The following is a 23,817-nucleotide window of genomic DNA, read 5'->3' on the forward strand; positions in this document are numbered from 1 at the left end:
TGTTTTAAATTCCTGATTACAAATGTAGCAGATGCATTTAATTATTCCATAGGAAAATACAATTTCTACAACAAAATACTTAGAAATGCATTATTTTTCCGGTATGGGCATTTCGGTGTTGGCTATAGAATGCCTGGTTATCATTTTTCCCGAACCAATTTTTCACTCTGTTATAGTCTAAGAAATAACTAATACGAATAGAAAATGTATTGGACTGCGGTTGTGCAAAAAGCGCATCAAAATTATCATTTAAAGGTCTACCCGAAAGCGCTTCATAACTCTCTATAGAGTTTCTGTATAAAAATGTAAGCTGACTACCAGGCGCAAACCACCAAGAGTAACTTAAATCTATATTCCAGCTATTGTACGTACCATCATGATTTTCTGCATACCCTGCATCCTCCAGAACGCTACCATTATTTTGTAATGTAAAATACCTGTCGTAACTCACTTCTGAGTAGTAATGACGAAATGCTAAATTAACAGACATAGTGGGATTAAATATATATTGCGACTCTAACGAGGTTTCTACAGTATTTCTATTACGCTCCCCAATGATAATATTAGGATTGGTATAGTTTACAAAACCTCTATCATTAGTATCAAAATAGAAATTCATATTATAAAACATCTTCCACTTATCAGAAAAACGATACCTAGGAGAAAAATATACATTTATATTATTTCTATTCTTTGCATCGTAGGCATACCAATCAAAGGTAAGATCCATAGCAAACTTCTTGCGGTAATCGGTAGATATCCAAACCCACGGATTGTAATACGCCGGCTCATCTAGATGTTTGCCATCAATACGCGGCTCATAAATATCATTTACCCCAATGGGCGTTGTTTCAAAACCACCACCATAAGCCAAGAATTTTTTAGTAGTAAAACTAGAATTAAAATTAAAGATAAACTCACTATACAAATCTGGTTGTAAACGTCTGTTCAAATGTAAATTAAAATTCAAGTACATATTATTAAGGTTGCCCTTAGGTTGTAAGTATCGGTAACCATAATACCCATAATAATTAATATAGTTGGTAATAGACGAATATCCCAAATCATTAATATCATAATCTTTGGTACGCAAACTTACTTGCCCTTGTACTCTATGCGCTCCACTAATTTTAGAAAAACCAGCAGTACTTTCAAGCCCTATTTTGGTATCATCATCCCACACCCAGCTACCTTCCGCTTGTGCATAGTAATTATAAGTGTTCTTTTTATTGGTTAAATTCATGTACGCCCCTGTAGCGTTTGCATCTCTAAAACCACCATCTCTTGTCACGTTGGTATTTACAAAAGATACCGATGAATTATCACCAAAACGCTGATCTAAAACCAATACATTATAGTTAGCCAAAGGCTCTACTACTTCTTCTCTTCTTTCTCCTGTAATGGTATTCTCTACAGTTGCTTTGGTTTTCTTAGTCACTGCATTAAAAAAACCAAGCCCTAACCCTTTGTCTGTTCTACCAGATATCTTCATAGCATTAATAAGATCTACCTTACTTGGGTAATCTACCAACTGTTCATTATCCCCTAAATTTACCGAACCACTTGGGCTACCTCCTATCCGTCTAGAATACACCAACTCCCCTTTGCTAAACAACTCGGTACCCTCTGTAAAAAAAGGGCGCTGTTCATCGTACTGCACCTCAAAAGCAGATAAGTTCAATACTTTATTATCAAACTTAGTTTGCCCAAAGTCGGGTATTAAAATCATATCTAACGTAAAAGCATCATTAATACCATACTTTACGTCTAACCCCCCGTTTACGGTTACTTCAGATTGCCCATCGTAATCTGCTACATAGGTTGATATATAAGGTTGAAATGATAAACGTGTTGGCGTATCTATATTTTCTATACCATGCAACACACCATCATAAATAGAAAAAGAGCCTTTGGTATTATCGATATGCGACCAACTAAACCTTCTGCGGTCTCGTCTAAATTCGCGCTCCATATTAAGCCCCCAAGTTTGTACATCTTTTTTAGGAAAACGCAATTGCGAATAAGGTATAAACATTTCTGCCACCCAACCATCTTTCTGTATAGAAACATCACTATACCAAACGGCATTCCAAGAATCGTCTTCACTATCATTAGTCATTCTAGAATCCCATTGTACACCTGCAGCGGTTACCACAAACTCTAAACTCTGCTGCCTGTCATTATATCCATTCAGTAGTACAAAAAAGAAATCGTCATTCCCTATATTATCTCTTTCGGTAAGTTCTCTTTGAATTTTTTCAGGCTCTGGGTCGCGCATAAAGGCACCAAAGTAAATCCCTAAATTATCATACACTATTTTCACTTCGGTTTTCAGGCTATCTGGAACAATAAGACCATTAACAGGTTGCCGCTCTATAAAATTTGTAGCAATAGGAGCATCTATCCAAGCAGCATCATCTAACTTACCATCTATTACCGGTGGCACTGTCACCCTTGTTATGGTAATATGCTTTCTTGGTATAGTATCCTTTTCCTGTGCTTTCCCAACCAGTATTCCCAGACACAGGAAAAGGGTTACATATAACTGTTTCATTTTATATTTTGATTGATTGATGTACCTTAAAGACGTTCTTACGAAACATCTGTTACACTTTTTTTAAATTTTTTCTAAAAAAGCATTGTAACATTTATATCCTATCTGCGACTAATACACTGTGATGCGCAACCAACCGAGGGTTTACAGTTAATGTAAACAGAAGTACTTCAAACAAATAAACATCACTTTTACCAAACCACTTCGAGGTAAATCCGCGAAGCATGTACGAAACATTTTGTAGTTATACTGAAAATAGGCTAAGGAACTTCTTCCTTTTATACACGTATTTTATTTTTCATTTTATGCTATACTTTTAGTACATAAAAATTACAATTATCTTATATTCGAAAACATTTTTTAAACTGATAAGTTATGCTTAATTGGTACACCGAACTTGCCATTTTTCCAAAAATATACTGGACAACAGCTATTATTGGTACGCTATTTCTGCTTGTACTCTTGGTACTTACCTTTATTGGTGGCGATACCGGAGACATGGGAGATGTAGATATGGAAATTGAAGCCGATAACGGTATAGGGTTTCAATTTTTCTCACTTAAAAACTCCGTTGGATTTTTTACGCTTTTTGGTTGGAGTGGGCTAAGCTGTATAGATGCAGGATGTTCACCAACTGTTACTGTAATTGTCTCGGTAATTAGCGGACTTATTATGATGGCACTTATGGCTACCATATTTTACTATATGCAAAAGCTTAATGCTAGCGGTACCCTAAATTATAAGAATGCCATAGATACTGTTGGCGAAGTATACTTAACAGTGCGTGCCAAAAGAGGAAACATAGGTAAAGCCCACGTACGTATACAAGGCTCTCTAAGAGAGCTAGAAGCGCTCACCGACTCAGAAACTGACTTACCTTCTGGCACGGTAATTATTGTAAAAGATGTTACACCTAACGGAATTTTAATTATTGATAAACTTAACCATTAATTTATTTTTAAATCTATGAATTTACTATTTGCTTCAGGACTCGGGATTGGTTTTGGCCTCATCGGGTTCGTAGTTGCCGCCTTATTCATTATCATCATTTTAGTAAGCGGTATTAAGCGCTACAAACGTTGCCCATCTGATAGAATTTTGGTGGTATACGGTAAAGTAGGTGGCGGACAATCTGCCAAATGTATTCACGGGGGTGCTGCCTTTATTTGGCCGGTTATTCATGACTATGAGTACTTAGACCTAACCCCTATGTCTATAGAGGTAAACCTTTACAATGCTTTAAGTAAACAAAACATTCGTGTAAATGTACCATCACGTTTTACCATTGGTATCTCTACAGAACCAGGAGTAATGCAAAATGCTGCTGAACGTCTTTTAGGTTTAGGCTTAGATAGCATTCAGGAATTGGCAAAAGAAATCATTTTTGGTCAATTGCGTTTGGTTGTTGCCTCTATGGATATTGAAGAGATTAACTCTGACCGTGACAAATTCTTAACAAACATCTCACAAAGTGTTGAATCGGAATTGAAGAAAGTTGGTTTAAAATTAATCAACGTTAACATTACCGATATTGTAGATGAGTCAGGATATATTGAAGCTTTAGGTAAAGAAGCTGCAGCACACGCTATCAACGCAGCACGTAAATCGGTTGCAGAGAAAAACAGAGACGGTTCTATTGGTGAAGCCAACGCCTTACAAGATGAGCGTACTCAGGTAGCTGCTGCAAACGCCAAAGCGGTAGATGGAGAAAACACCGCTAAAATTGAAATGGCTAACTCTAACGCTACCCGTAGACAACGTGAAGCAGAAGCAGAACGTTTAGCGGCAGCTTCTGAAAAAGTACAATCTGCTAAAGCATTAGAGGAATCGTATGCTGCGGAAAGAGAAGCCGAAATAGCCAGAGCAGAAAGAGAGCGCTCTTCTCAACAAGCCGATATTATTGTCCCAGCAGAAATTGACAAGCGCAAAGCTGAAATTGATGCAGAAGCAGAGGCAGAACGTATTAGAAGAAGAGCTAAAGGGGAAGCAGATGCTATTTTATTTAAAGCACAAGCAGAAGCACAAGGTTTATATGAAATATTAACCAAGCAAGCACAAGGTTTAGACAAAATTGTGGAAGCTGCTGGCAACAACTCAAGAGATGCGGTATTATTAATGATTGCCGACAAACTTCCTGAATTGGTTAAAACGCAGTCTGAAGCTATTAAAAACATTAAAATTGATAAAGTTACTGTTTGGGAAAATGGTCAGAACAAAGACGGAAAAGGCTCTACTGCTAATTTCTTATCTGGCTTATACCAAAGTGTACCACCATTACAAGATATGTTTAACATGGCGGGGATGGAGTTACCAGAATACCTTAAAGGGAAAGATGTAACACAACCTACCCCTACACAAGTAACTTCTGAGGAAGATCCTAACCCTGAATCAGAAGCGTAACCTTTCCAATAACAACTACCTTGAAGCCTCGCATTTTGCGGGGCTTCTTTACTAAAAATATCCTCTATTATGCCGTCTAATAATATATCTTTTGAAGACAAACCCTCTCTATTCCTAAAAATTACTGGCTACATCTTGGTACTTTTTGGATTATTATTAACCTTACTAATTTCATCTTTCTTTCTAATATTTGTTAGTTTTGGTTTAAAAGCCTTATACCGCAAAGGAACAGCCATTAATACAAAAGATAAAAAATACAGAATTTATGGTAAATTACTAGGTATAACCTTTGGGCAATGGAAACAACTACCAAAACCAGATTACCTTACTTTACTTGCCGCTAAAGAAAGTCAACGTGTTTGGGTTGCCAGTGCATCTACCCGAGTAGAAAATAGCTTTTACAAAATCAACTTATTTTACAATGAAACCGAATACATTGAAATATTTAGATGTGAACATGAAACAGAAGCTTACACCAACATCATTGAACTAGGAAAAATCTTAAATACCAATGTATTTGACTCCATACACCAGAAGTGGCTATAAGTTTTACTGATAGCACAATCTATAACAAATGTTAAAGCATCAAAAATTCACATAACCTTTTCTTAACTTTGATGTACTAATTGCTATAGAAAACACATGCTTAATTTAAAAGAAATCCCCAGAGTAAAATCGATAACACGGCAAGAGTTCTTAGACAATTATTTTAAACCTCAGAAACCCGTTGTTATTGAAAAATTTATTGAAGACTGGCCGGCATACTCCAAATGGTCTTTAGATTATATTAAAGAAGTTGCCGGAGACAAAACTGTACCGCTTTATGATGACCGCCCAGTAAAGCATGATGAAGGTTTTAACCAACCGCATGCCGAAATGAAAATGAGTGAGTACATTGACCTTCTAGAAAAAGAACCTACCAAGTTCCGTATATTTCTTTGGAACATTTTAAAAGAGGTACCTGAGTTACAAAAAGACTTTTCATATCCTAATTTTGGGTTACGACTTATGAAAGGGCTACCCATGCTATTTTTTGGTGGCACAGACTCTTACACCTTTATGCACTATGATATTGATTTGGCAAATATTTTCCATTTTCATTTTCATGGTAAAAAACAATGTATTTTGTTTGACCAATCGCAGAGTAAATACTTATACAAAATACCACACTCGTTAATTACTCGAGAAGATATTGATTTTGTAAACCCTGATTATGAGAAGTGGCCAGCATTAAAACATGCCCAAGGGTATATTGCCAACTTAAATCATGGAGAAGTATTATACATGCCAGAAGGTTATTGGCACTACATGCGTTATTTAACACCTGGTTTTTCTATGAGTTTACGTGCTATTGCCCGTAACCCTAAAAATTTATCTAAAGCACTTTACAATATTTTTGTAATGCGCAATTATGATAATTTCATGCGCAAAAGGAAAGGACAAGCCTGGATAGATTGGAAAAACGAACAAGCCATTACAAGAACCCATAAAAAAGTCGCAGTGTAAACTGCGACTTTTTGGTTGTATTATGTTGTACAAATTTATTCTTCCGTTGCTTTATTTTCTTCCACACCCCCAGACAAAGCGTTCCAACCTCTCGCTGTAATAGGAATTTTAGTATTGGCCCTTGTAACCATGTGCACACCTTCACTTTCTTGGGTCATATACCCAATTACAGTAAAATGTGGGTTAGCCTTTATTTTAGGATAATCTTCCTGACTAATGGTAAACAACAATTCATAATCTTCACCACCACTTAATGCTACAGTAGTACTATTCATATTAAACTCTTCTGCAGTAGAAATTACCTGAGGGTCTAGTGGTATTTTATCCTCATGCAAATTACACCCCACTTTAGACTGCTTACTTATATGCAGAATTTCAGAAGAAAGTCCGTCACTAATATCAATCATAGCGGTAGGTTTTACCCCTAACTCTTTTAATAATTCAGGAATATCTTTACGCGCCTCTGGTTTTAACTGGCGTTCAATAATATAACTATACATAGAAATATCTGGCTGGTTATTAGGGTTTACCTTAAAAACTTCTTTCTCACGCTCTAACACCTGCAATCCTAAGTAAGCACCTCCTAAATCACCACTTACCACAAGTAAGTCGTTTTCTTTAGCACCATCACGGTACACCAAATCATTTTCATCAGCTTCACCAATAGCCGTAACCGAAATGATAAGTCCTCTAGTAGACGAGGTGGTATCTCCACCAACAACATCTACATTATAAATTTTAGCAGCAACAGCAATACCTTCATACAACTCTTCTAAAGCCTCTAACGGAAATCTGTTAGAAACAGCAATAGAAACCGTAACCTGTGTTGCTTTTGCATTCATTGCGTAAATATCAGACAGGTTTACCATTACAGCTTTATATCCTAAATGTTTTAAAGGCACATAAGCCAAATCAAAATGTACACCTTCCACCAAGAGGTCGGTAGACACCACTGTTTTCTTATCTTTAAAATCTAACACAGCAGCATCATCCCCTATTCCTTTCAAGGTAGATTCCTGTTTAATTTTCAGATTTTTAGACAAATGTTCAATAAGCCCAAACTCACCTAACTCAGACAACGAAGTTCGTTGCGGATTTTTATCTTCTATCATATTGCAAAGGTATCAATTTTCTCAATTTCCTTAGGTATAAGATAAAACTATCGTAGAATTTAATTAATATATGTTTTCGATATGGAATATCATATATAATATAGTATTTTTGCATTATCATAAAGTATTCGTTATTTGTAAATAACTGAATACTCGAAAACTAAATAAGGTAAGAGCAATGATTAAAGTATCTGAAACTGCAAAGAAAAAAGTAGCGGAGCTAATGTCTGACGACGGCTTTGATGCTACTGTAGATTACGTACGAGTAGGTGTGAAAAGCGGAGGCTGCAGCGGATTGTCTTACGAATTAAATTTTGACCACAACATTACAGAGACGGACAAAGTGTTTGAAGACAATAATATAAAAATAGCTGTAGACAAAAAGAGCTTTTTGTATCTGATAGGTACAACCCTCGAATATTCTGGAGGACTTAACGGAAAAGGTTTTGTTTTTAACAACCCCAATGCACAACGCACTTGTGGTTGTGGTGAAAGTTTTTCGCTATAACATTTGGCTAAGTTTAAAGTTCAATATTATAAGTAACGGCGGGATTTTAAAAATTTAGAATTTAGCCAGAACACTGTGTTCAAACATTTATAAGATTGCGCAACAAACCAAACTAAAGAACGATTACAGGCGCTACTCACAAACAGATGGGACTTCAAGATTTATATGAACAACATCTAAATGAGTTTTGAGAGTAACGGAAAAAAGAAGTTTTAAAGGATCAAAATTCAATAACCCACAACGTTAAGCCTTGAACCTCAAACATTGAATACCAAATATAGAACATTGAATTATCATAGATAACACATGGCATATACCGAAGAAGAATTAAAAAAAGAACTGGAAACACAAGAGTATGCGTACGGATTTTATACCGATATTGAAGCAGATACGCTACCGGTTGGTTTAAATGAAGATATTGTACGTGCAATTTCTAAGAAAAAAGAAGAACCAGAATGGATGACCGAATGGCGTCTGGAGGCTTTTCGTGCTTGGGAAGAAATGAAAGAGCCAGATTGGGCAAACGTACATTATGAAAAACCAAATTTTCAGAACATTTCTTATTATTCTGCTCCTAAGAAAAAACCTAAATACGAAAGTTTAGACGAAGTTGACCCTGAGCTATTAGACACTTTCAACAAACTTGGAATTTCTATTGACGAGCAGAAAAAATTAGCCGGTGTTGCTGTAGATATTGTAATGGATTCGGTTTCTGTTGCTACTACTTTCAAAAAAACATTGGCAGAAAAAGGAATTATTTTCTGTTCTATTTCTGAAGCTATTAAAGAGCATCCGGAATTAGTAAAGAAATATTTGGGTACTGTAGTACCGCAAAAAGACAATTTCTATGCAGCCTTAAATTCAGCTGTATTTTCAGATGGTTCTTTTTGTTACATTCCTAAAGGCGTTCGTTGCCCTATGGAATTATCTACCTACTTTAGAATTAACCAAGCAGGTACCGGACAGTTTGAAAGAACTTTGGTTATAGCTGACGAAGGTAGTTATGTAAGTTACTTAGAAGGTTGTACCGCACCCATGCGTGACGAAAACCAATTACACGCTGCGGTAGTAGAATTAATTGCATTAGATGATGCTGAAATTAAATATTCTACAGTGCAAAACTGGTTCCCTGGTGGTAAAGATGGTAAAGGTGGAGTTTTCAACTTTGTAACCAAAAGAGGTTTATGCGAAAAGAATGCTAAAATTTCTTGGACACAGGTAGAAACAGGTTCTGCAGTTACTTGGAAATATCCTTCTTGCGTATTAAAAGGTGACAACTCAATTGGTGAGTTTTACTCTATTGCTGTAACCAACAACTATCAGCAAGCTGATACGGGTACAAAAATGATTCACCTTGGTAAAAACACACGTAGTACCATTATATCTAAAGGTATCTCTGCTGGTAAATCTCAAAACTCTTATAGAGGTTTGGTACAAGTAAGCTCAAGAGCAGACAACGCCCGTAACTTTTCTCAATGTGATTCGTTACTAATGGGGAACGATTGTGGTGCACATACCTTCCCGTATATTGAGGCTAAAAACAAAACAGCACAAATAGAGCACGAGGCTACCACAAGTAAAATTGGTGAAGATCAAATTTTCTATTGTAACCAAAGAGGTATTGATACTGAGAAAGCCATTGCTTTAATTGTAAATGGTTTTAGTAAAGAGGTATTAAACAAATTACCAATGGAGTTTGCGGTAGAAGCTCAAAAATTACTTGAAATTAGCTTAGAGGGATCTGTAGGTTAATGCACATATAGCAATAAGAAATTAAAATTAAGAATACGATATAAATAGCAATAAAGGTTTTTGGAACAAAGTAGTGTTAACTTTCAACCATCAACTCTAAACTTAAAAAGACAATGTTAAAGATAGAGAATTTACATGCTTCAGTAGAAGATAAAGAAATATTAAAAGGCTTAGGTATAGAAGTAAAGCCAGGAGAGGTACACGCTATTATGGGACCTAACGGAGCTGGTAAAAGTACCCTTTCTTCTGTAATTGCAGGAAGAGAAGAATTTGAAGTTACTGAAGGTACTATTGAATTTAATGGAGAAGATATTACAGAAATGGAAGCTGATGAAAGAGCGCACAAAGGTATCTTTATGTCATTTCAATATCCTGTTGAAATTCCAGGTATTTCTGTAACTAACTTTATCAAAACAGCTATTAACGAAACTCGTAAAGCAAAGGGATTAGAAGAAATGCCAGCTAACGAAATGCTTAAAAAGATAAAAGAGAAAGCTGCTTTATTAGACATTGATATGAAATTCCTTTCTCGTTCTTTAAACGAAGGATTTTCTGGAGGAGAAAAGAAGCGTAACGAAATTTTTCAAATGGCTATGTTAGAACCTAAACTAGCTATTTTAGATGAAACAGATTCAGGATTGGATATTGATGCTTTAAGAATTGTTGCCAATGGGGTTAACAAATTAAAAAGTAATGACAATGCTGTAGTTGTAATTACGCACTACCAAAGATTACTAGACTATATAGTACCAGATTACGTACACGTTTTATTTGATGGTAAAATTGTAAAATCTGGAACTAAAGAATTAGCACTAGAATTAGAGGCAAAAGGGTACGATTGGATTAAACAAGAAGTGACTGCTTAAACGCATGAGCCCAAAACTTTGGTTAACCATATTAGTTGTTTTCTTTTTTTTCACCGGATACTCACAGGACAATACTAAGATTCGGGAGGTGTTTTCTGCTTATAAAAATGCAGTTAACACAAAAAACGGAATTGCAACATATAGCTTAATTAACCAAAGTACTATTGCATTTTACCAACAGGTATGGGACCATTGTAAAAAGGCAGATAGCCTTACCATAAGTAAATGCCCTTTTGAAGAAAAACTATGGGTACTTACAACAAGACATCTTATACCACAAGATTTGGCAAAACAACTAACAGCTAAAGAACTGTTTGCTTATTTATTAAGAAACAAATGGATTCATAAAGAAGACATTAGTCAGCTGGAAATTGGAGAACTAGAAATTGAAGGAAGCTACGCCATAGCTCAAATGCAATATAAAGGAGAAGACATACCGTATTTTTTTCAATTTGAAAAGGAAAACGGAAGTTGGAAAGTAAACCTTATTTCTATGCTGGAAACAGCCGGAAGAAATGTAGAAGCAGTGATAGCTTCAGGTAGCCTTTCCGAAAATAAGTTCATTATTGAATCAATAGAAAAAATATCAGGTAAAAAAACCAATAAAGCCATTTGGTTACCTTATAAAAGTTAAAGAGAACATGAGTCTAAAAGATAAATTAGCAACATCATACATGGTGTTAGAAAATCAAATTGCAAAAAATGACCCATTGAGTGACATTCGCTCTAAGGCCATTCAACAATTTGAAAACCAAGGTTTCCCAACTAAAAAAGAAGAAGCTTGGAAATACACCTCATTAAACTCGGTTTTAAAACCAGATTATAACGTTTTTGCTAAAAAAGAAAAGGCTATTGAATACAAAGATGTTAAGCCTTACTTTATTCATGATATTGAAACCTATAAAATTGTTTTTATAGATGGTATCTACAGCTCTCATTTATCTGAAACTTCACACGAAGGTTTAGATGTATGCTTAATGAGTGCTGCTTTAAGCAAACCAAAATACAAAGAAGTAATTGATACGTATTTTAACAAAGTTGCTAAAGAAGACGATAGCTTAACAGCCTTAAATACCGCTTTTACTAAAGAAGGTGCTTACATATACATACCTAAAAGTAAAGTTGTTGAAAAGCCTATAGAAATTATACATTTTGCTACAGGTGTAGAAGATGCATTAATGCTACAACCACGTAATTTAGTAGTAGTAGAAGAAAACGCACAAGTTCAAATTATAGAGCGTCACCAAAGTTTAACTAGCCACCCGGTATTAACCAATGTGGTTACAGAAATGTTTGTTGGTAAAAACGCTGTTTTAGATTACTACAAAATACAAAACGATCTTGAATCTGCTTCGTTAATAGACAATACCTACATTTCTCAAGAAGGTAATAGTAATGCAAGCGTTCATACGTTTTCTTTTGGTGGTAAACTTACACGTAATAACTTAAACTACTACCATAAAGGAGAGTACATTGACTCTACATTAAAAGGAATAACCATTTTAAATGATAAGCAACATGTAGACCATTATACATTGGTAGACCATGCTGCACCAAACTGCGAAAGCCACCAAGATTATAAAGGTATTTTCTCTGAAAAAAGTGTTGGGGTATTCAATGGTAAAATATTAGTAGACCGTATTGCTCAAAAAACAAATGCGTTTCAGCAAAACAATAATATTTTATTAGATGATACTGCTACCATAAACACAAAACCTCAGTTAGAAATTTTTGCAGATGATGTAAAATGTTCACACGGTTGTACTATTGGTCAATTAGATCCTGAAGCATTATTTTATTTAAAATCTAGAGGTATTCCTGAAAAAGAAGCAAAAGGTTTATTAACCTATGCCTTTGCTAATAACGTACTAGAAAGCGTTAGAATACCTGAAGTTCAAAAACGAATTAACAAATTAATAGCTAATAAATTAGGCATTAATTTAGGTTTAGACTTCTAAAAAAATTCACTTAGTGATTGCTATTGAAAACATAAGAAAAGAGTTTCCTATACTTAACAGAACCGTTAACGGTAAACCGTTGGTATATTTTGATAATGCTGCTACCTCACAAACACCACAACCGGTGATTGATGCAATAGTAGATTATTACCAAAATTACAATGCCAACATTCACCGTGGGGTACATACGTTAAGTCAGGAAGCAACTGATAAATACGAAGAGGCACGTATTAAAATTCAAAAGCATTTTAATGCGGCCAACTCCTATGAAATTATTTTTACCAGTGGTACTACCGATAGCATCAACTTGGTAGCAAACGGGTTTACTTCGTTACTAAATGAAGGAAACGAAATTATAGTATCGGCCTTAGAACACCATAGTAACATTGTGCCATGGCAAATGTTATGTGAGCGCACAGGTGCCTTGCTAAAGGTAATACCTATGACGCAAGAAGGAGTATTAGATATGGAAGCCTATAAAAGCTTATTATCTGATAAAACCAAACTTGTTTTTTGCAACCATGTTTCTAATGCACTAGGTACCATTAACCCTATTAAAGATATAATAACACTAGCCCATGGAGTTAACGCCGCTGTTTTAATAGATGGCGCGCAAGCTGCACCTCACATTAAGGCAGATGTACAAGCCCTTGATGTAGATTTCTACGTTGCTTCTGCCCATAAAATGTGCGGACCAACTGGGCAAGGTATGCTATATGGTAAAGAAACTTGGCTTAAAAAGCTCCCCCCTTACCAAGGAGGTGGTGAAATGATAGCAGAAGTTACTTTTGAAAAAACCACCTATGCAGACCTACCTCATAAGTTTGAGGCTGGCACCCCAAATATTTGCGGAGGCATTGCCTTTGGTGCCGCTATTGACTATATGAACAACATTGGTTTTGATGTTATAGCTGCTTACGAACACGAACTACTTGAATACGCTACCGAAAAATTGTTAGCTATTGAAGGACTACGCATTTATGGGCCTAAAGATACCACCCAAAAAGCGGCTGTAATTTCTTTTAATATAGAAGGTATTCACCCGTATGATATGGGCGTCATATTAGATAAGTTAGGTATAGCTGTTAGAACGGGGCACCACTGTGCACAACCTATTATGAATTTCTTCTGCATACCAGGTACAGTAAGAGCTTCATTTGCTTTTTACAACACTAAAGAAGAAATAGATATTTTGGTTGCCGGCGTAGAACGTGCTGCCAACATGCTAAGATAAAAGTACTGACAACAAACCTTAAATATTTTATAAAAAGTACCGTACGCGGTACTTTTTTTGTATTATTATTTTACATATCAACATTATAGTTATGAAACATCTATTAATTGCATGTAGCTTTATAGTATTATTTGCTTGCAACTCACAAAAAAAAGCTTCAGAAACCAAAGTGAAAGAAGACACTAATTATACTTTTACCTATACCAAAAAAAGTAGAGGTAACTACACCACTACAACTGTTTCTACAGAAGGCGCTACCGTAATCAATGCCCTTACACAAGAAAAGAAAAACATTACGGTACCACCTAATGCTTGGGAAAACTTAATTGCCGCGGTTAAGCAAATAGATTTATCTGAAATTAACACCTTTGAAGCACCTACACAAAACAGATATACAGACAGAGCTGCTACGGCTACTCTAACTATTACGTACCAAGACAACACCTATACCTCTGTAGAATTTGACCATGGTAACCCTCCTGCGCAATTAAGAGATATGGTAAGCAAAATTGTGGCTTTAACCGAAACCGAAAAGTAACATATAATATTTGTACTTTTGTACCAAATAAATGTAGTTATGACCATACAGGAAATACAACAAGAAATAGTAGAAGAGTTTTCAATGTTTGATGATTGGATGCAGCGCTATGAGTATATGATTGAACTTGGAAAGAGTTTACCTCTTATTGAAGATGAGTATAAAACCGATGATAATTTAATTAAAGGATGCCAAAGCAAAGTATGGGTTCATGCCTCTTTAGAGGGAGATAAAATTGCCTTTACAGCAGACTCAGACGCTATAATTACCAAAGGTATTATTGCTATTTTAATACGTGCATTTTCAAACCAAAAACCAAAAGATATTATTGAGGCCAATACCGATTTTATAGATGAGATAGGTTTAAAAGAACACTTATCTCCCACCAGAGCCAACGGATTGGTTAGCATGATAAAACAACTTAAAATGTATGCTATTGCATACCAAACCCAATTGAATTAGAATATGAGCGAAGAACTGAATGATACCACAAATTTGGGGGAAGAAATAGTAAAAACTTTAAAAACTATTTTCGATCCTGAAATACCTGTAGACATTTATGAGTTAGGACTTATTTACGATGTTTTTGTAAACGAAGATAACGATGTAAAAGTTTTAATGACTCTTACCACACCTAACTGCCCGGTAGCCGAAACGTTACCTGCAGAAGTAGAAGAAAAAATAAAGTCAATTGACCAGGTAAAAGATGCAGAGGTAGAAATTACGTTTGACCCACCATGGAGTCAAGACCTTATGAGCGAAGAGGCTAAATTAGAACTTGGCTTATTATAAACCATTTTCTAAAAGCCATTAATAGAATTATAATGTGGTTTCCAAAATTAATTTGGGAATAACAAATATTGATTACCGAATAATATATGGCAGACGAAATTGTAAATAGAGTAGCTAATAGCAAATTGGTAACAGTAGACCTTGAGGAGCTATACCCAAAGGGAGAACGTATTGTATTTGATATTAAAGATTGGCTATTAGAAGGCTTTATCTTAAGAGAAAAAGACTTTAGAACAGCCGCTAAAAACCATAATTGGGAACAATACACCAACACCTACGTGGCCTTAACCTGCTCTACCGATGCTATTGTACCCGCATGGGCATATATGCTTATTAGTACCTATGTAGCACCTTATGCTAAAAAAGTAATTATTGGTACTTTAGAAGAATTAGAAACAGCCATTTACCAAGACATCATTAGCAAAACTGATTTCTCATATGTAAAAGATGCCCCGGTAATAGTAAAAGGTTGCTCTAACAAACCGGTACCACCCAACGCGTATTTATTTTTAATAGAAAAAATACAACCCATTGCAAAAAGCCTTATGTACGGAGAGGCTTGTTCTTCTGTACCATTATTTAAAAACAAAAATTAGTCATCATCATTAATTGTTTTTACTAATGAATACCAAATAATACACTATGAAAAAAAAATTATTGCTTGGCTTACTTTTAGTAGGCTCTTTTAGTGCCTTTGCACAACAAACCAATGACAAAGAAAAAGACACTGCCTGGACAACAGCCGGAAACATCAGTCTTTTATTTAATCAATCTGCTTTTAATGCCGATTGGCTTGGAGGAGGAACCAGCAACGTAGCAGGTAACCTTTCTGTTAGTTACGATTTTAACTACGAAAAAGGAGACTGGACATGGGACAATAAATTATTATTAGACTATGGTCTTACCAAAGTTAAAGACGAGGAGTTTACTAAAAAAACTAATGACCGTTTAGAATACAACTCTTTATTAGGTAAAAAAGCAAAAGGTAACTGGTACTATTCAGCCTTTTTAAATTTTAAAACCCAAATGGATAAAGGGTACGAATACGGCACAGATGCAAATGGAAATGAAATAAGAACTGAGTACACTCACTTCTTATCTCCAGGGTATTTACAAGCTGGTATTGGTATGCTTTGGAAAAAAAGCGACAACTTAAAAGTAAACGTTGCCCCTTTTACTTCTAAATTCATTTTTGTAGATAAAGATTTCACCTCTATTCCTGGTTATGAAGATGGAGACTACTTTGGTTTAGATGCTAATAAAACCATGCGTTATGAATTTGGTGCTTCTTTAAGCGGTTATGCCAAGTTTGACATTATGGAAAATGTATCTGCCGAAAATATATTGGCACTCTATAGCAATTACTTAGAAGATCCACAAAATGTAGATATTGATTACACTTTGAATGTAGTGATGAAAATCAATAAATACCTTTCTACCAACTTTACCTTCCAAGCTATTTATGATGACAATGCTATTACTGCATTTCAAATCCGTGAAGTTTTTGGTTTAGGTATTGGTGCTAAATTCTAAAAAACACATTTACATACCTTATGAAAAAAGCTACCTTATTAAAGGGTAGCTTTTTTTGTTTCTCAATTTTTAATTATGAGGAATTACTGAGATAAACTAAATTACATTTGGAAGATAAACTTTCATTTTAAGAAGTTTATACGGTTACCCATAATCCTAAATATTTTTGTCCTCGCTCTCTTCTTCCTCTTTGTTGGTATCTCCAAAAATATCTTCTTCCTTTGGCATTTCTAAGGTTTCGGCAGCTGGCACATATTTCAATAAATGGGTAATTCCCTTTTCCATACTTAACTCGGTAGAAAACTTTCTACTAGTAGCCAACACTAACCCCCCTTTAGATATTCTAAAGTATAATTTACCAGCAGGTGTTTTTTTGCGCGTAAACACAAACTCATCTTTATCAATATGCGCTCTTAACGCATCAATAATACTTTCACAATCTTCTTTTCTTTTACAGGCAATACTTGTAAACACCGTGTGTCCTTTTCTGTTTGTAAAAACAAATTTATAGTTACCATTAAGTCTTTTATTCACTAAAAATACACTCATAAACCATAGTTTTAAAGGGGCGGCAAAACTAAGTAATTTTATAGAAAGCACCAGCAACACACACCCTCTTAACACCCAAAACTTATTAACGTAAACATACCACGCCTATTAAATACTGCAAATCAATCTCATAAAAAAAGCCACCTAATATTAGGCGGCTCTATATTCTTTAAAAATTATAGTAAGACTTATTTCTTTTTCTTCTTTTTCTTTTTCTTGTCGTTTTTCTCTGCTTTACCAAAAAGTATATTCGCATCCTTTTCATTCATAAAAATAGAAAGCGATTCGTAACCACTACCCGTTGGGGTAAAATTAAAATTGAATACATGTTTTCCATAACTCTTAGTAAAAATAACTCTTAAAACACCTTCTGGCAATTCAATTAGTATAGGTTCTGGTAACGTTTCTAATCCATTAATAATTACCGCATAGAAATTTTCAAATGCATTATCTACATCTTTAAAACTAAAAGTTTCCAGTTCGGTTATAGACGTATAATTAAGATCTCTAAAAGTAAAATGATACGTATTATCTGAATACTTCTCACAGTAGACGTGAAAGCCACCCATTTTTTTAACATGCCCAATTGTTTCCGGAGTTTCTTGGGTACCTAAAACTTTAATCTGCGCAAACGATGCACTAATAACAAATAATAATAGAAACGTTAATTTAATTTTCATTGGTCATAATTTTTGTTCTTGGTAAAACTACAACACCCAACGAATCATACTTTACGGAAAACCCTTTACTCCTCACTTCAAAGTACAAAAAAAGCCAAAACACATGTTTTGGCTTCCTATATATCTTCAGATATGTTACATTATTCCTCTTGCTGATCCACAGCAATCTCTGGATATAAAAAGTTATTATAAGGAAAACGAGTTACATGAATTTCTCTTACTGCACTATACACCTTTTGTCTAAACTCATCCATATTTTCTTTACTTATAGCAGATATAAACAAAGCATTTCCGTTCATAGTATTCATCCAGGTTTGCCTCCACTCTTCTAAGGTAAAATGCTTCGCCTCCTTCTCTGTTACCAAATCATCTTCCTCTATAGCTTCATACTCATACTGGTCAATCTTATTAAATACCATTATAGTAGGCTTATCAGAGCATTTAATTTCATCTAAAATACCATTTACAGAAGCTATATGCTCTTCAAAATTAGGATGTGAAATATCTACAACATGCAGCAACAAATCAGCTTCCCTTACCTCGTCTAATGTACTTTTAAAAGACTCTACCAATTGCGTAGGCAACTTACGTATAAACCCAACAGTATCACTTAACAAAAATGGCAAATTACCAATTACAACTTTTCTTACCGTAGTATCTAGCGTAGCAAACAGTTTGTTCTCGGCAAATACATCAGATTTAGAAATCACGTTCATTAGAGTAGATTTACCAACATTGGTATACCCTACTAAAGCAACACGTACCAGCGCACCTCTATTTCCTCTTTGGGTAGCCATTTGCTTATCAATAGTCTCCAGCTTTTTCTTTAGCAAAGCTATCCTATCTCTAACAATTCTACGGTCGGTTTCAATTTCTGTTTCACCAGGACCACGCATACCAATACCCCCACGTTGACGCTCTAAGTGTGTCCACAACCCGGTTAAACGCGGTAATAAATATTGGTATTGTGCCAACTCTACCTGAGTTCTTGCATAACTTGTTTGAGCTCTTTGTGCAAATATGTCAAGAATTAAACTGGTTCTATCTAAAATTTTACACTTCAGTATCTTCTCAATATTTTTTTGTTGTGCAGGTGACAATTCATCATCAAACACTACAGTTCCCACTTCATGCTCATGAACAAATTCATAAATCTCTTCCATTTTACCAGTTCCTATAAAAGTTTTAGGGTTAGGTACTGCTATCTTTTGGGTAAATCTAGCTACTACTTCACCTCCCGCCGTATAACTCAAAAACTCTAACTCATCTAAATACTCCTTAGATTTGGCTTCATCTTGCTCTTGATTGATGATACCCACCAATACAACTTTCTCGTACTTTATATTTATTTCTTCTATCATATTCTATAAATCGCTACAAATTTACAAAATGTTAAACATTTTAGTGCATTTGTTAAATATCTAAAGCTATCAGAAATTTAATTATATTTTTAACATTGAATAACTTAATTTAACAATAATTTTTAAATTTGACCATAATTAAGTAATCTTAAAAGAAATAGCGAATTCAATTCTCTAAAAATCAAAACTTTTCATGAAAAAAACTACTTTACTAATCTTACTGCTGCTTGTGAGTACATTTGGGTTTTCCCAGGTGTTAAACGATGCAGCAAACTGGCCTAACGTAGCCTGGAGCATTACAGGTTCTTATGGCACTGCAGCTGGTTTATTTGAAGCTGACCCAACTGTTGATAGTAACTTTGCCTTTGATGACAATCAAGCAGGCTCAGGGGTTACTAACAATATTGCGGCAGAATCTTCGTATATGGATTTAACGGGAGCATTTGTTTCTGGTGAAACCTTCATATATGTTGATCTTTCTTATATATATAACCAACAAAACTCTGAAATACTGGCACTTCAGTATTGGGATTTTGACGCATCTGCATGGGTTACATGGGATAACTTACCAGACACAGGATCTACTGTAGGTAATACAGGGTCTACTGCGGGTAATGTATATTGTGCCGATGTTGCACATCAAATTGATTATACATCTTCTGGATTAGACATCTCAAGCTTTAGTTCTACTCAGTTAGCTGGTTTTAGATACCGTATTTTATTTGACGATAACAATATCTGGGCTAAAGGATTTTGTATTAGCAGCCCTACAATCTACTCACAGTCGTGCCCTCCGATTGCGAATACTTCTGTAAGTGGAATTACTGATACCACTGTAGCTATTTCTTGGACAGCAGGTGGTACAGAAACTGAATGGGAAGTTACAGTACAACCTGCAGGGACAGGTACTCCAACAGGTAGTGGTACTGTTGCTAACACTAACACAGACTTTGAAGTTACAGGTTTAACAGCCGATACTGATTATGAAATTTATATAAGAGCCAATTGTGGCGGATCTGATTATAGTACTTGGGTAGGTCCTTTTACTTTTACTACGTACGCAGTACCTCCTACTGCTCCTACAGGCGTTACTTGCACTACAGGTAGTGCCTCTTTTATTTTTACAGAAGATTTTGATAGTAATATTGGTGGATGGACAGGTAACTTAAACTCAGGCGGTGGTTCTTGGGAAATTCCTGACGGAGCTACTTCTGCAGGTACTGGTGCCGCAAATGCCTATAGCGGAGCTAGTTTTATGAACTTTGAAGCTTCAGGAGCTAACCCTGCTAACCCAGGTTCTATTGTTTCTCCCGTTATTGACTTATCTGGAGCAACTGGTGCTGTTGAACTTTCTTTCTTCATGCATGCTTATGGTGTAGGTATGGGTACTTTAGAAGTGGGTATTGGTACCGCTGTTACGGGGCCATTTACAAATGAATTTACGTGGGTTGGTCAATACCAAACATCAGCTAACCAAGACTGGGTTCCTGTTGGTATAGACTTAACTGCTTACGCAGGACAACTTATTTATATAGAATTTAGACAAACCGGTACTGGTCTACCAACTGGTGATATGTCTATTGATTATGTTAGAGTTCAATCATGTGGTACATACTGTATTGCTCCTTCTACTTTAGCTGCTACTAATATTACAGATACTTCAGCCGATTTAAGCTGGGTACCTAATAATGGTGAAACTTCTTGGGAATATGTAGTACAACCAGCTGGTACAGGGGTACCTTCAGGAGCTGGAACTGTAGTAAACACTACTCCAACTGTACAAGAAACAGGCTTAACACCTGATACGGCTTACGAAGTATACGTAAGAGCTGATTGTGGAGGAGGTTTCTACAGCGATTGGTCTTATGTTTATACCTTTACAACTGAAATTCAAACTGAATTTATAGTGGATTGTGCAGTAGGTCCTACCAATGTAACTTACTGTTGGGGGAATAACGATAATACAATGTTCACATTTACCGCTACAGACCAAACATTATACCTAACAGCAATGTTCAACTCTGGTACTGTTGGTAGTGGTGATGATGAAATTATTATTTACGATTCAGACGGAACTACTATTTTATATCAAGGATATGGTAATAGTGGAGATTTAGCCGGCTTAGAAATACAATCTACTGGAAGCACCATTTATGTACAAATTCAATCTAATGGTTCGGATAGTTGTGCTTCAGGTACTTTCACGTCTTTAGATTTTGATGTTATATGTAATACTTGTTTAAACCATGCTGTCACTTATACTTCTATAGATGATTGTAACAATCAACAATATTACGTAGATGTTGATATTACAGATATGGGAGATGCTACTTCGTTAACAATTTTAGATGATCAAAATAGCACCCCGCAAATAGCTACTGCCACTGGCACATATACTTTTGGCCCTTATCCTCTTGGAACCGACGTTTACCTTACAGTAAATAACACGAACGATCCAAACTGTACGGATATGAGTCCTAATATGAATGACAGTAGTTGTCCTCCTATGAATGTTTCAACAACTCAATATACAGCTGACCAATTAGTAACAGATGTATTAATGAACTCGGGTTGTGCACAAGTTTTTAACGTACAATATTCTACAGGTACTAATTTTGGCTCAGACAATGGTATTGGGTATTTTTATAATGCCTACAATTTCCCTGTTCAATCTGGTGTAGTACTTACTTCCGGTGACGCGAATGCTGTTCCTGGACCTAATATTGTAACACCAGCGCTATCAAATGGAGGCTCAACATGGCCTTCTGATCCTGATTTAGTAGCTATTTCTGGTCCAGGTTACAATGCTACCGTTTTAGAATTTGACTTTATTCCGCTAACAAGCAACATGAGCTTTGATTTTATTTTTGCTTCAGAAGAATATACGTCTACTTTTGAGTGTAGTTATTCAGATACCTTTGCATTCTTTTTAACAGACGCTGCCGGTAACACCACCAACTTAGCTGTAATACCAGGTACTACCATTCCCGTTACTGTAGTTAACGTACACGGCGGTATTGGTAGTTGTGGACCAGCTAATGCCGCTTATTTTGATCAGTATAATGCCAATGGAACTGGAGAAATAGATTTTAACGGACAAACTGTTTTAATGACTGCTCAATCTGCAGTTACTCCTGGCCAAACGTACCACATTAAACTAGCTATACAGGATGATTCTGACAGTAGCTGGGACTCAGCTGTATTTATAGCAGCAGGATCATTTGACATTGGAGATATTGATTTAGGTGAAGATATTTTACTAACTGGAGGTAATGCAAACTGTGAAGGTGATGTAGTAACAATAGACACTGCTAACACAAGCATAACTCCAGGGGGTGTACTGCAATGGTATCAAGATGGTGTTGCCATCCCTGGAGCCACTGGAACTACATTAGATGTTACTGAAACAGGCACCTATGGATTATCTGTAACATACCCTGGTTCTAGCTGTTCACTAGAAGGTGACATCTTAATTGAATTTTTCCCATTACCAGAACCAATAGTTACTCCAGACGTAATTACTAAGAGCGCTTGTTTAGAAGAAGATGTTACGGTTACAGTAACTAATATTTCAGAACTACTTGGTAACCTTACCTATATCTTTTACGATGAGAATGGAAATGTATTACAAAGTGGACCATCTGACACATATACTTTATCAGGAGACATAGATAATCCTGAAGATGGAATATTTACTGTAGAAGTTATTGACGACACCAATAACTGTAGTGGAACAACTCAATTCGAAGTTATTTTAGATGGGTATGTTTTTGCCGGGCAGCCAGATGACATTGAAGCATGTGACGATATTTCAAATGATGGATACGCAGAGTTTGATTTAACTACTCAAGATGCGGCCGTTATAGATGGCGCTACAGACGTAGTAGTTACGTATTACGAAGATGAGACAGATGCTTTAAATGGCGTGAATGCTATACCAACACCTGAAGCTTACACAAATACCGATGCATCCTTAGAAACTATCTATGCTCGTTTAGAAAGTACCGTTTCTGCATGTCCTGATGTAGTAGCTTTTGATCTTATTATTCACAATTCACCTATTTTAGATTTTGCACCATATTATGATGTATGTTCTAATGGTATTACAGCGACTACTTTAACACCAAACATTCTTGGATTTAATGTTACAGACCCAGGAGTTACATTTACTTGGAGTCAAGATGGTACTGTGTTAGCAACTGAAACAGGTAGCACATTAGATGTACTAGATGCTGGTTTATATGCTGTAGAAGTTACTACTGAATACTGTACTAATTATTTCGAAGTATTAGTTGAAGAAGCAGACGACTGTTTTATACCTCAAGGTATTTCTCCGGGTGGAACTTCTCCAGGACAAAACGACACGTTTGATCTTGATGGATTTAATGTTGCCAAACTTCAAATATTTAACCGTTTAGGTGCTGAGATATATACATTCTCTAACTATACAGATGAATGGTATGGACAAGACGAC

21 protein-coding genes are annotated in these 23,817 nt (G+C 35.6%); 16 read left to right on the forward strand and 5 right to left on the reverse strand.

Annotated features, from left to right (window positions below; genetic code table 11):
• Positions 1-79 precede the first annotated feature (79 nt).
• Positions 80-2,554 (reverse strand): DUF5916 domain-containing protein, encoded by a 2,475-nt coding sequence (locus Y10_RS15940; RefSeq protein WP_281766414.1) that lies wholly within the window; start codon positions 2,552-2,554, stop codon positions 80-82.
• Positions 2,555-2,929: 375 nt separating this feature from the next.
• Between Y10_RS15940 and Y10_RS15945 the strand changes: the two genes are divergently transcribed.
• The 4 genes from Y10_RS15945 to Y10_RS15960 all read left to right on the forward strand — a co-directional run bounded on the left by Y10_RS15945 (position 2,930) and on the right by Y10_RS15960 (position 6,460).
• Positions 2,930-3,505, forward strand: coding sequence for a hypothetical protein (locus tag Y10_RS15945; RefSeq protein ID WP_281766415.1), 576 nt, complete (start codon positions 2,930-2,932; stop codon positions 3,503-3,505).
• Between the two features lie 15 nt (positions 3,506-3,520).
• Positions 3,521-4,954: a flotillin family protein gene (locus Y10_RS15950; protein ID WP_281766416.1), complete on the forward strand. Its 1,434-nt coding sequence runs from the start codon at positions 3,521-3,523 to the stop codon at positions 4,952-4,954.
• A gap of 69 nt (positions 4,955-5,023) precedes the next feature.
• A complete protein-coding gene (locus Y10_RS15955; protein WP_281766417.1) occupies positions 5,024-5,500 on the forward strand; it encodes a hypothetical protein in 477 nt (158 codons plus the stop codon).
• A 96-nt stretch (positions 5,501-5,596) separates the two neighbouring features.
• On the forward strand, positions 5,597-6,460 hold the full coding sequence (locus Y10_RS15960) for a cupin-like domain-containing protein (RefSeq protein WP_281766418.1): 864 nt from the start codon (positions 5,597-5,599) through the stop codon (positions 6,458-6,460).
• Positions 6,461-6,495: 35 nt separating this feature from the next.
• On the opposite strand, the gene thiL is transcribed toward Y10_RS15960, so the two are convergent.
• On the reverse strand, positions 6,496-7,572 hold the full coding sequence (gene thiL, locus Y10_RS15965) for a thiamine-phosphate kinase (RefSeq protein WP_281766419.1): 1,077 nt from the start codon (positions 7,570-7,572) through the stop codon (positions 6,496-6,498).
• A 178-nt stretch (positions 7,573-7,750) separates the two neighbouring features.
• On the opposite strand from thiL, the gene Y10_RS15970 reads away from it, so the two are divergent.
• From Y10_RS15970 to Y10_RS16020, 11 genes are all read left to right on the forward strand, one after another.
• A complete protein-coding gene (locus Y10_RS15970; RefSeq protein WP_281766420.1) occupies positions 7,751-8,080 on the forward strand; it encodes a HesB/IscA family protein in 330 nt (109 codons plus the stop codon).
• 306 nt (positions 8,081-8,386) lie between these two features.
• Positions 8,387-9,832 (forward strand): Fe-S cluster assembly protein SufB, encoded by a 1,446-nt coding sequence (gene sufB, locus Y10_RS15975; RefSeq protein WP_281766421.1) that lies wholly within the window; start codon positions 8,387-8,389, stop codon positions 9,830-9,832.
• Between the two features lie 113 nt (positions 9,833-9,945).
• Positions 9,946-10,698 (forward strand): Fe-S cluster assembly ATPase SufC, encoded by a 753-nt coding sequence (gene sufC, locus Y10_RS15980; protein ID WP_281766422.1) that lies wholly within the window; start codon positions 9,946-9,948, stop codon positions 10,696-10,698.
• A 4-nt stretch (positions 10,699-10,702) separates the two neighbouring features.
• Positions 10,703-11,332, forward strand: coding sequence for a hypothetical protein (locus Y10_RS15985; protein ID WP_281766423.1), 630 nt, complete (start codon positions 10,703-10,705; stop codon positions 11,330-11,332).
• 7 nt (positions 11,333-11,339) lie between these two features.
• On the forward strand, positions 11,340-12,656 hold the full coding sequence (sufD, locus tag Y10_RS15990) for a Fe-S cluster assembly protein SufD (RefSeq protein WP_281766424.1): 1,317 nt from the start codon (positions 11,340-11,342) through the stop codon (positions 12,654-12,656).
• A gap of 13 nt (positions 12,657-12,669) precedes the next feature.
• Complete coding sequence (locus tag Y10_RS15995) at positions 12,670-13,890, forward strand: aminotransferase class V-fold PLP-dependent enzyme (RefSeq protein WP_281766425.1); 1,221 nt, start codon at positions 12,670-12,672, stop codon at positions 13,888-13,890.
• Between the two features lie 91 nt (positions 13,891-13,981).
• Positions 13,982-14,428 carry a hypothetical protein gene (locus Y10_RS16000; RefSeq protein ID WP_281766426.1) on the forward strand — a complete coding sequence of 149 codons (447 nt, stop codon included), beginning with the start codon at positions 13,982-13,984 and terminating at the stop codon, positions 14,426-14,428.
• Between the two features lie 39 nt (positions 14,429-14,467).
• Complete coding sequence (locus tag Y10_RS16005; protein WP_281766427.1) at positions 14,468-14,890, forward strand: SufE family protein; 423 nt, start codon at positions 14,468-14,470, stop codon at positions 14,888-14,890.
• A gap of 3 nt (positions 14,891-14,893) precedes the next feature.
• Positions 14,894-15,220 carry an SUF system Fe-S cluster assembly protein gene (locus Y10_RS16010; RefSeq protein ID WP_281766428.1) on the forward strand — a complete coding sequence of 109 codons (327 nt, stop codon included), beginning with the start codon at positions 14,894-14,896 and terminating at the stop codon, positions 15,218-15,220.
• A gap of 86 nt (positions 15,221-15,306) precedes the next feature.
• Positions 15,307-15,816 carry a DUF2480 family protein gene (locus Y10_RS16015; RefSeq protein WP_281766429.1) on the forward strand — a complete coding sequence of 170 codons (510 nt, stop codon included), beginning with the start codon at positions 15,307-15,309 and terminating at the stop codon, positions 15,814-15,816.
• A gap of 46 nt (positions 15,817-15,862) precedes the next feature.
• Positions 15,863-16,753 (forward strand): DUF3078 domain-containing protein, encoded by an 891-nt coding sequence (locus tag Y10_RS16020; protein WP_281766430.1) that lies wholly within the window; start codon positions 15,863-15,865, stop codon positions 16,751-16,753.
• Positions 16,754-16,909: 156 nt separating this feature from the next.
• Here Y10_RS16020 and Y10_RS16025 read toward each other — a convergent pair whose 3' ends face one another.
• The 3 genes from Y10_RS16025 to hflX form a co-directional block, all read right to left on the reverse strand.
• Positions 16,910-17,302: a YegP family protein gene (locus Y10_RS16025; protein WP_281766431.1), complete on the reverse strand. Its 393-nt coding sequence runs from the start codon at positions 17,300-17,302 to the stop codon at positions 16,910-16,912.
• 188 nt (positions 17,303-17,490) lie between these two features.
• Positions 17,491-17,982, reverse strand: a complete 492-nt coding sequence (locus tag Y10_RS16030; protein WP_281766432.1) for a Rossmann-fold NAD(P)-binding domain-containing protein — start codon at positions 17,980-17,982, stop codon at positions 17,491-17,493.
• Between the two features lie 140 nt (positions 17,983-18,122).
• A complete protein-coding gene (gene hflX / locus Y10_RS16035) occupies positions 18,123-19,343 on the reverse strand; it encodes a GTPase HflX (RefSeq protein WP_281766433.1) in 1,221 nt (406 codons plus the stop codon).
• A 193-nt stretch (positions 19,344-19,536) separates the two neighbouring features.
• Here hflX and Y10_RS16040 point away from each other — a divergent pair.
• Positions 19,537-23,817, forward strand: a 4,281-nt coding sequence (locus Y10_RS16040; RefSeq protein WP_281766434.1) for a choice-of-anchor L domain-containing protein, incomplete at its 3' end; no start/stop codon positions are given.

Source organism: Neptunitalea lumnitzerae (genome assembly GCF_027924185.1).
In the GTDB taxonomy this organism is placed as follows: Bacteria; Bacteroidota; Bacteroidia; order Flavobacteriales; family Flavobacteriaceae; genus Neptunitalea; species Neptunitalea lumnitzerae.

What these genes read in the sequence shown, in the direction of transcription:
- Y10_RS16025 (WP_281766431.1), bottom strand. Translation starts at nt 17,302, where the DNA reads ATGAGTGTATTTTTAGTGAATAAAAGACTTAATGGTAACTATAAATTT.
- Y10_RS16010 (WP_281766428.1), top strand. Translation starts at nt 14,894, where the DNA reads ATGAGCGAAGAACTGAATGATACCACAAATTTGGGGGAAGAAATAGTA.
- Y10_RS16000 (WP_281766426.1), top strand. Translation starts at nt 13,982, where the DNA reads ATGAAACATCTATTAATTGCATGTAGCTTTATAGTATTATTTGCTTGC.
- Y10_RS16030 (WP_281766432.1), bottom strand. Translation starts at nt 17,982, where the DNA reads ATGAAAATTAAATTAACGTTTCTATTATTATTTGTTATTAGTGCATCG.
- sufB (WP_281766421.1), top strand. Translation starts at nt 8,387, where the DNA reads ATGGCATATACCGAAGAAGAATTAAAAAAAGAACTGGAAACACAAGAG.
- Y10_RS15950 (WP_281766416.1), top strand. Translation starts at nt 3,521, where the DNA reads ATGAATTTACTATTTGCTTCAGGACTCGGGATTGGTTTTGGCCTCATC.
- Y10_RS15940 (WP_281766414.1), bottom strand. Translation starts at nt 2,554, where the DNA reads ATGAAACAGTTATATGTAACCCTTTTCCTGTGTCTGGGAATACTGGTT.
- Y10_RS16020 (WP_281766430.1), top strand. Translation starts at nt 15,863, where the DNA reads ATGAAAAAAAAATTATTGCTTGGCTTACTTTTAGTAGGCTCTTTTAGT.
- sufC (WP_281766422.1), top strand. Translation starts at nt 9,946, where the DNA reads ATGTTAAAGATAGAGAATTTACATGCTTCAGTAGAAGATAAAGAAATA.
- sufD (WP_281766424.1), top strand. Translation starts at nt 11,340, where the DNA reads ATGAGTCTAAAAGATAAATTAGCAACATCATACATGGTGTTAGAAAAT.
- Y10_RS15985 (WP_281766423.1), top strand. Translation starts at nt 10,703, where the DNA reads ATGAGCCCAAAACTTTGGTTAACCATATTAGTTGTTTTCTTTTTTTTC.
- Y10_RS15960 (WP_281766418.1), top strand. Translation starts at nt 5,597, where the DNA reads ATGCTTAATTTAAAAGAAATCCCCAGAGTAAAATCGATAACACGGCAA.
- thiL (WP_281766419.1), bottom strand. Translation starts at nt 7,572, where the DNA reads ATGATAGAAGATAAAAATCCGCAACGAACTTCGTTGTCTGAGTTAGGT.
- Y10_RS16005 (WP_281766427.1), top strand. Translation starts at nt 14,468, where the DNA reads ATGACCATACAGGAAATACAACAAGAAATAGTAGAAGAGTTTTCAATG.
- Y10_RS15970 (WP_281766420.1), top strand. Translation starts at nt 7,751, where the DNA reads ATGATTAAAGTATCTGAAACTGCAAAGAAAAAAGTAGCGGAGCTAATG.
- hflX (WP_281766433.1), bottom strand. Translation starts at nt 19,343, where the DNA reads ATGATAGAAGAAATAAATATAAAGTACGAGAAAGTTGTATTGGTGGGT.
- Y10_RS15945 (WP_281766415.1), top strand. Translation starts at nt 2,930, where the DNA reads ATGCTTAATTGGTACACCGAACTTGCCATTTTTCCAAAAATATACTGG.
- Y10_RS16015 (WP_281766429.1), top strand. Translation starts at nt 15,307, where the DNA reads ATGGCAGACGAAATTGTAAATAGAGTAGCTAATAGCAAATTGGTAACA.
- Y10_RS15955 (WP_281766417.1), top strand. Translation starts at nt 5,024, where the DNA reads ATGCCGTCTAATAATATATCTTTTGAAGACAAACCCTCTCTATTCCTA.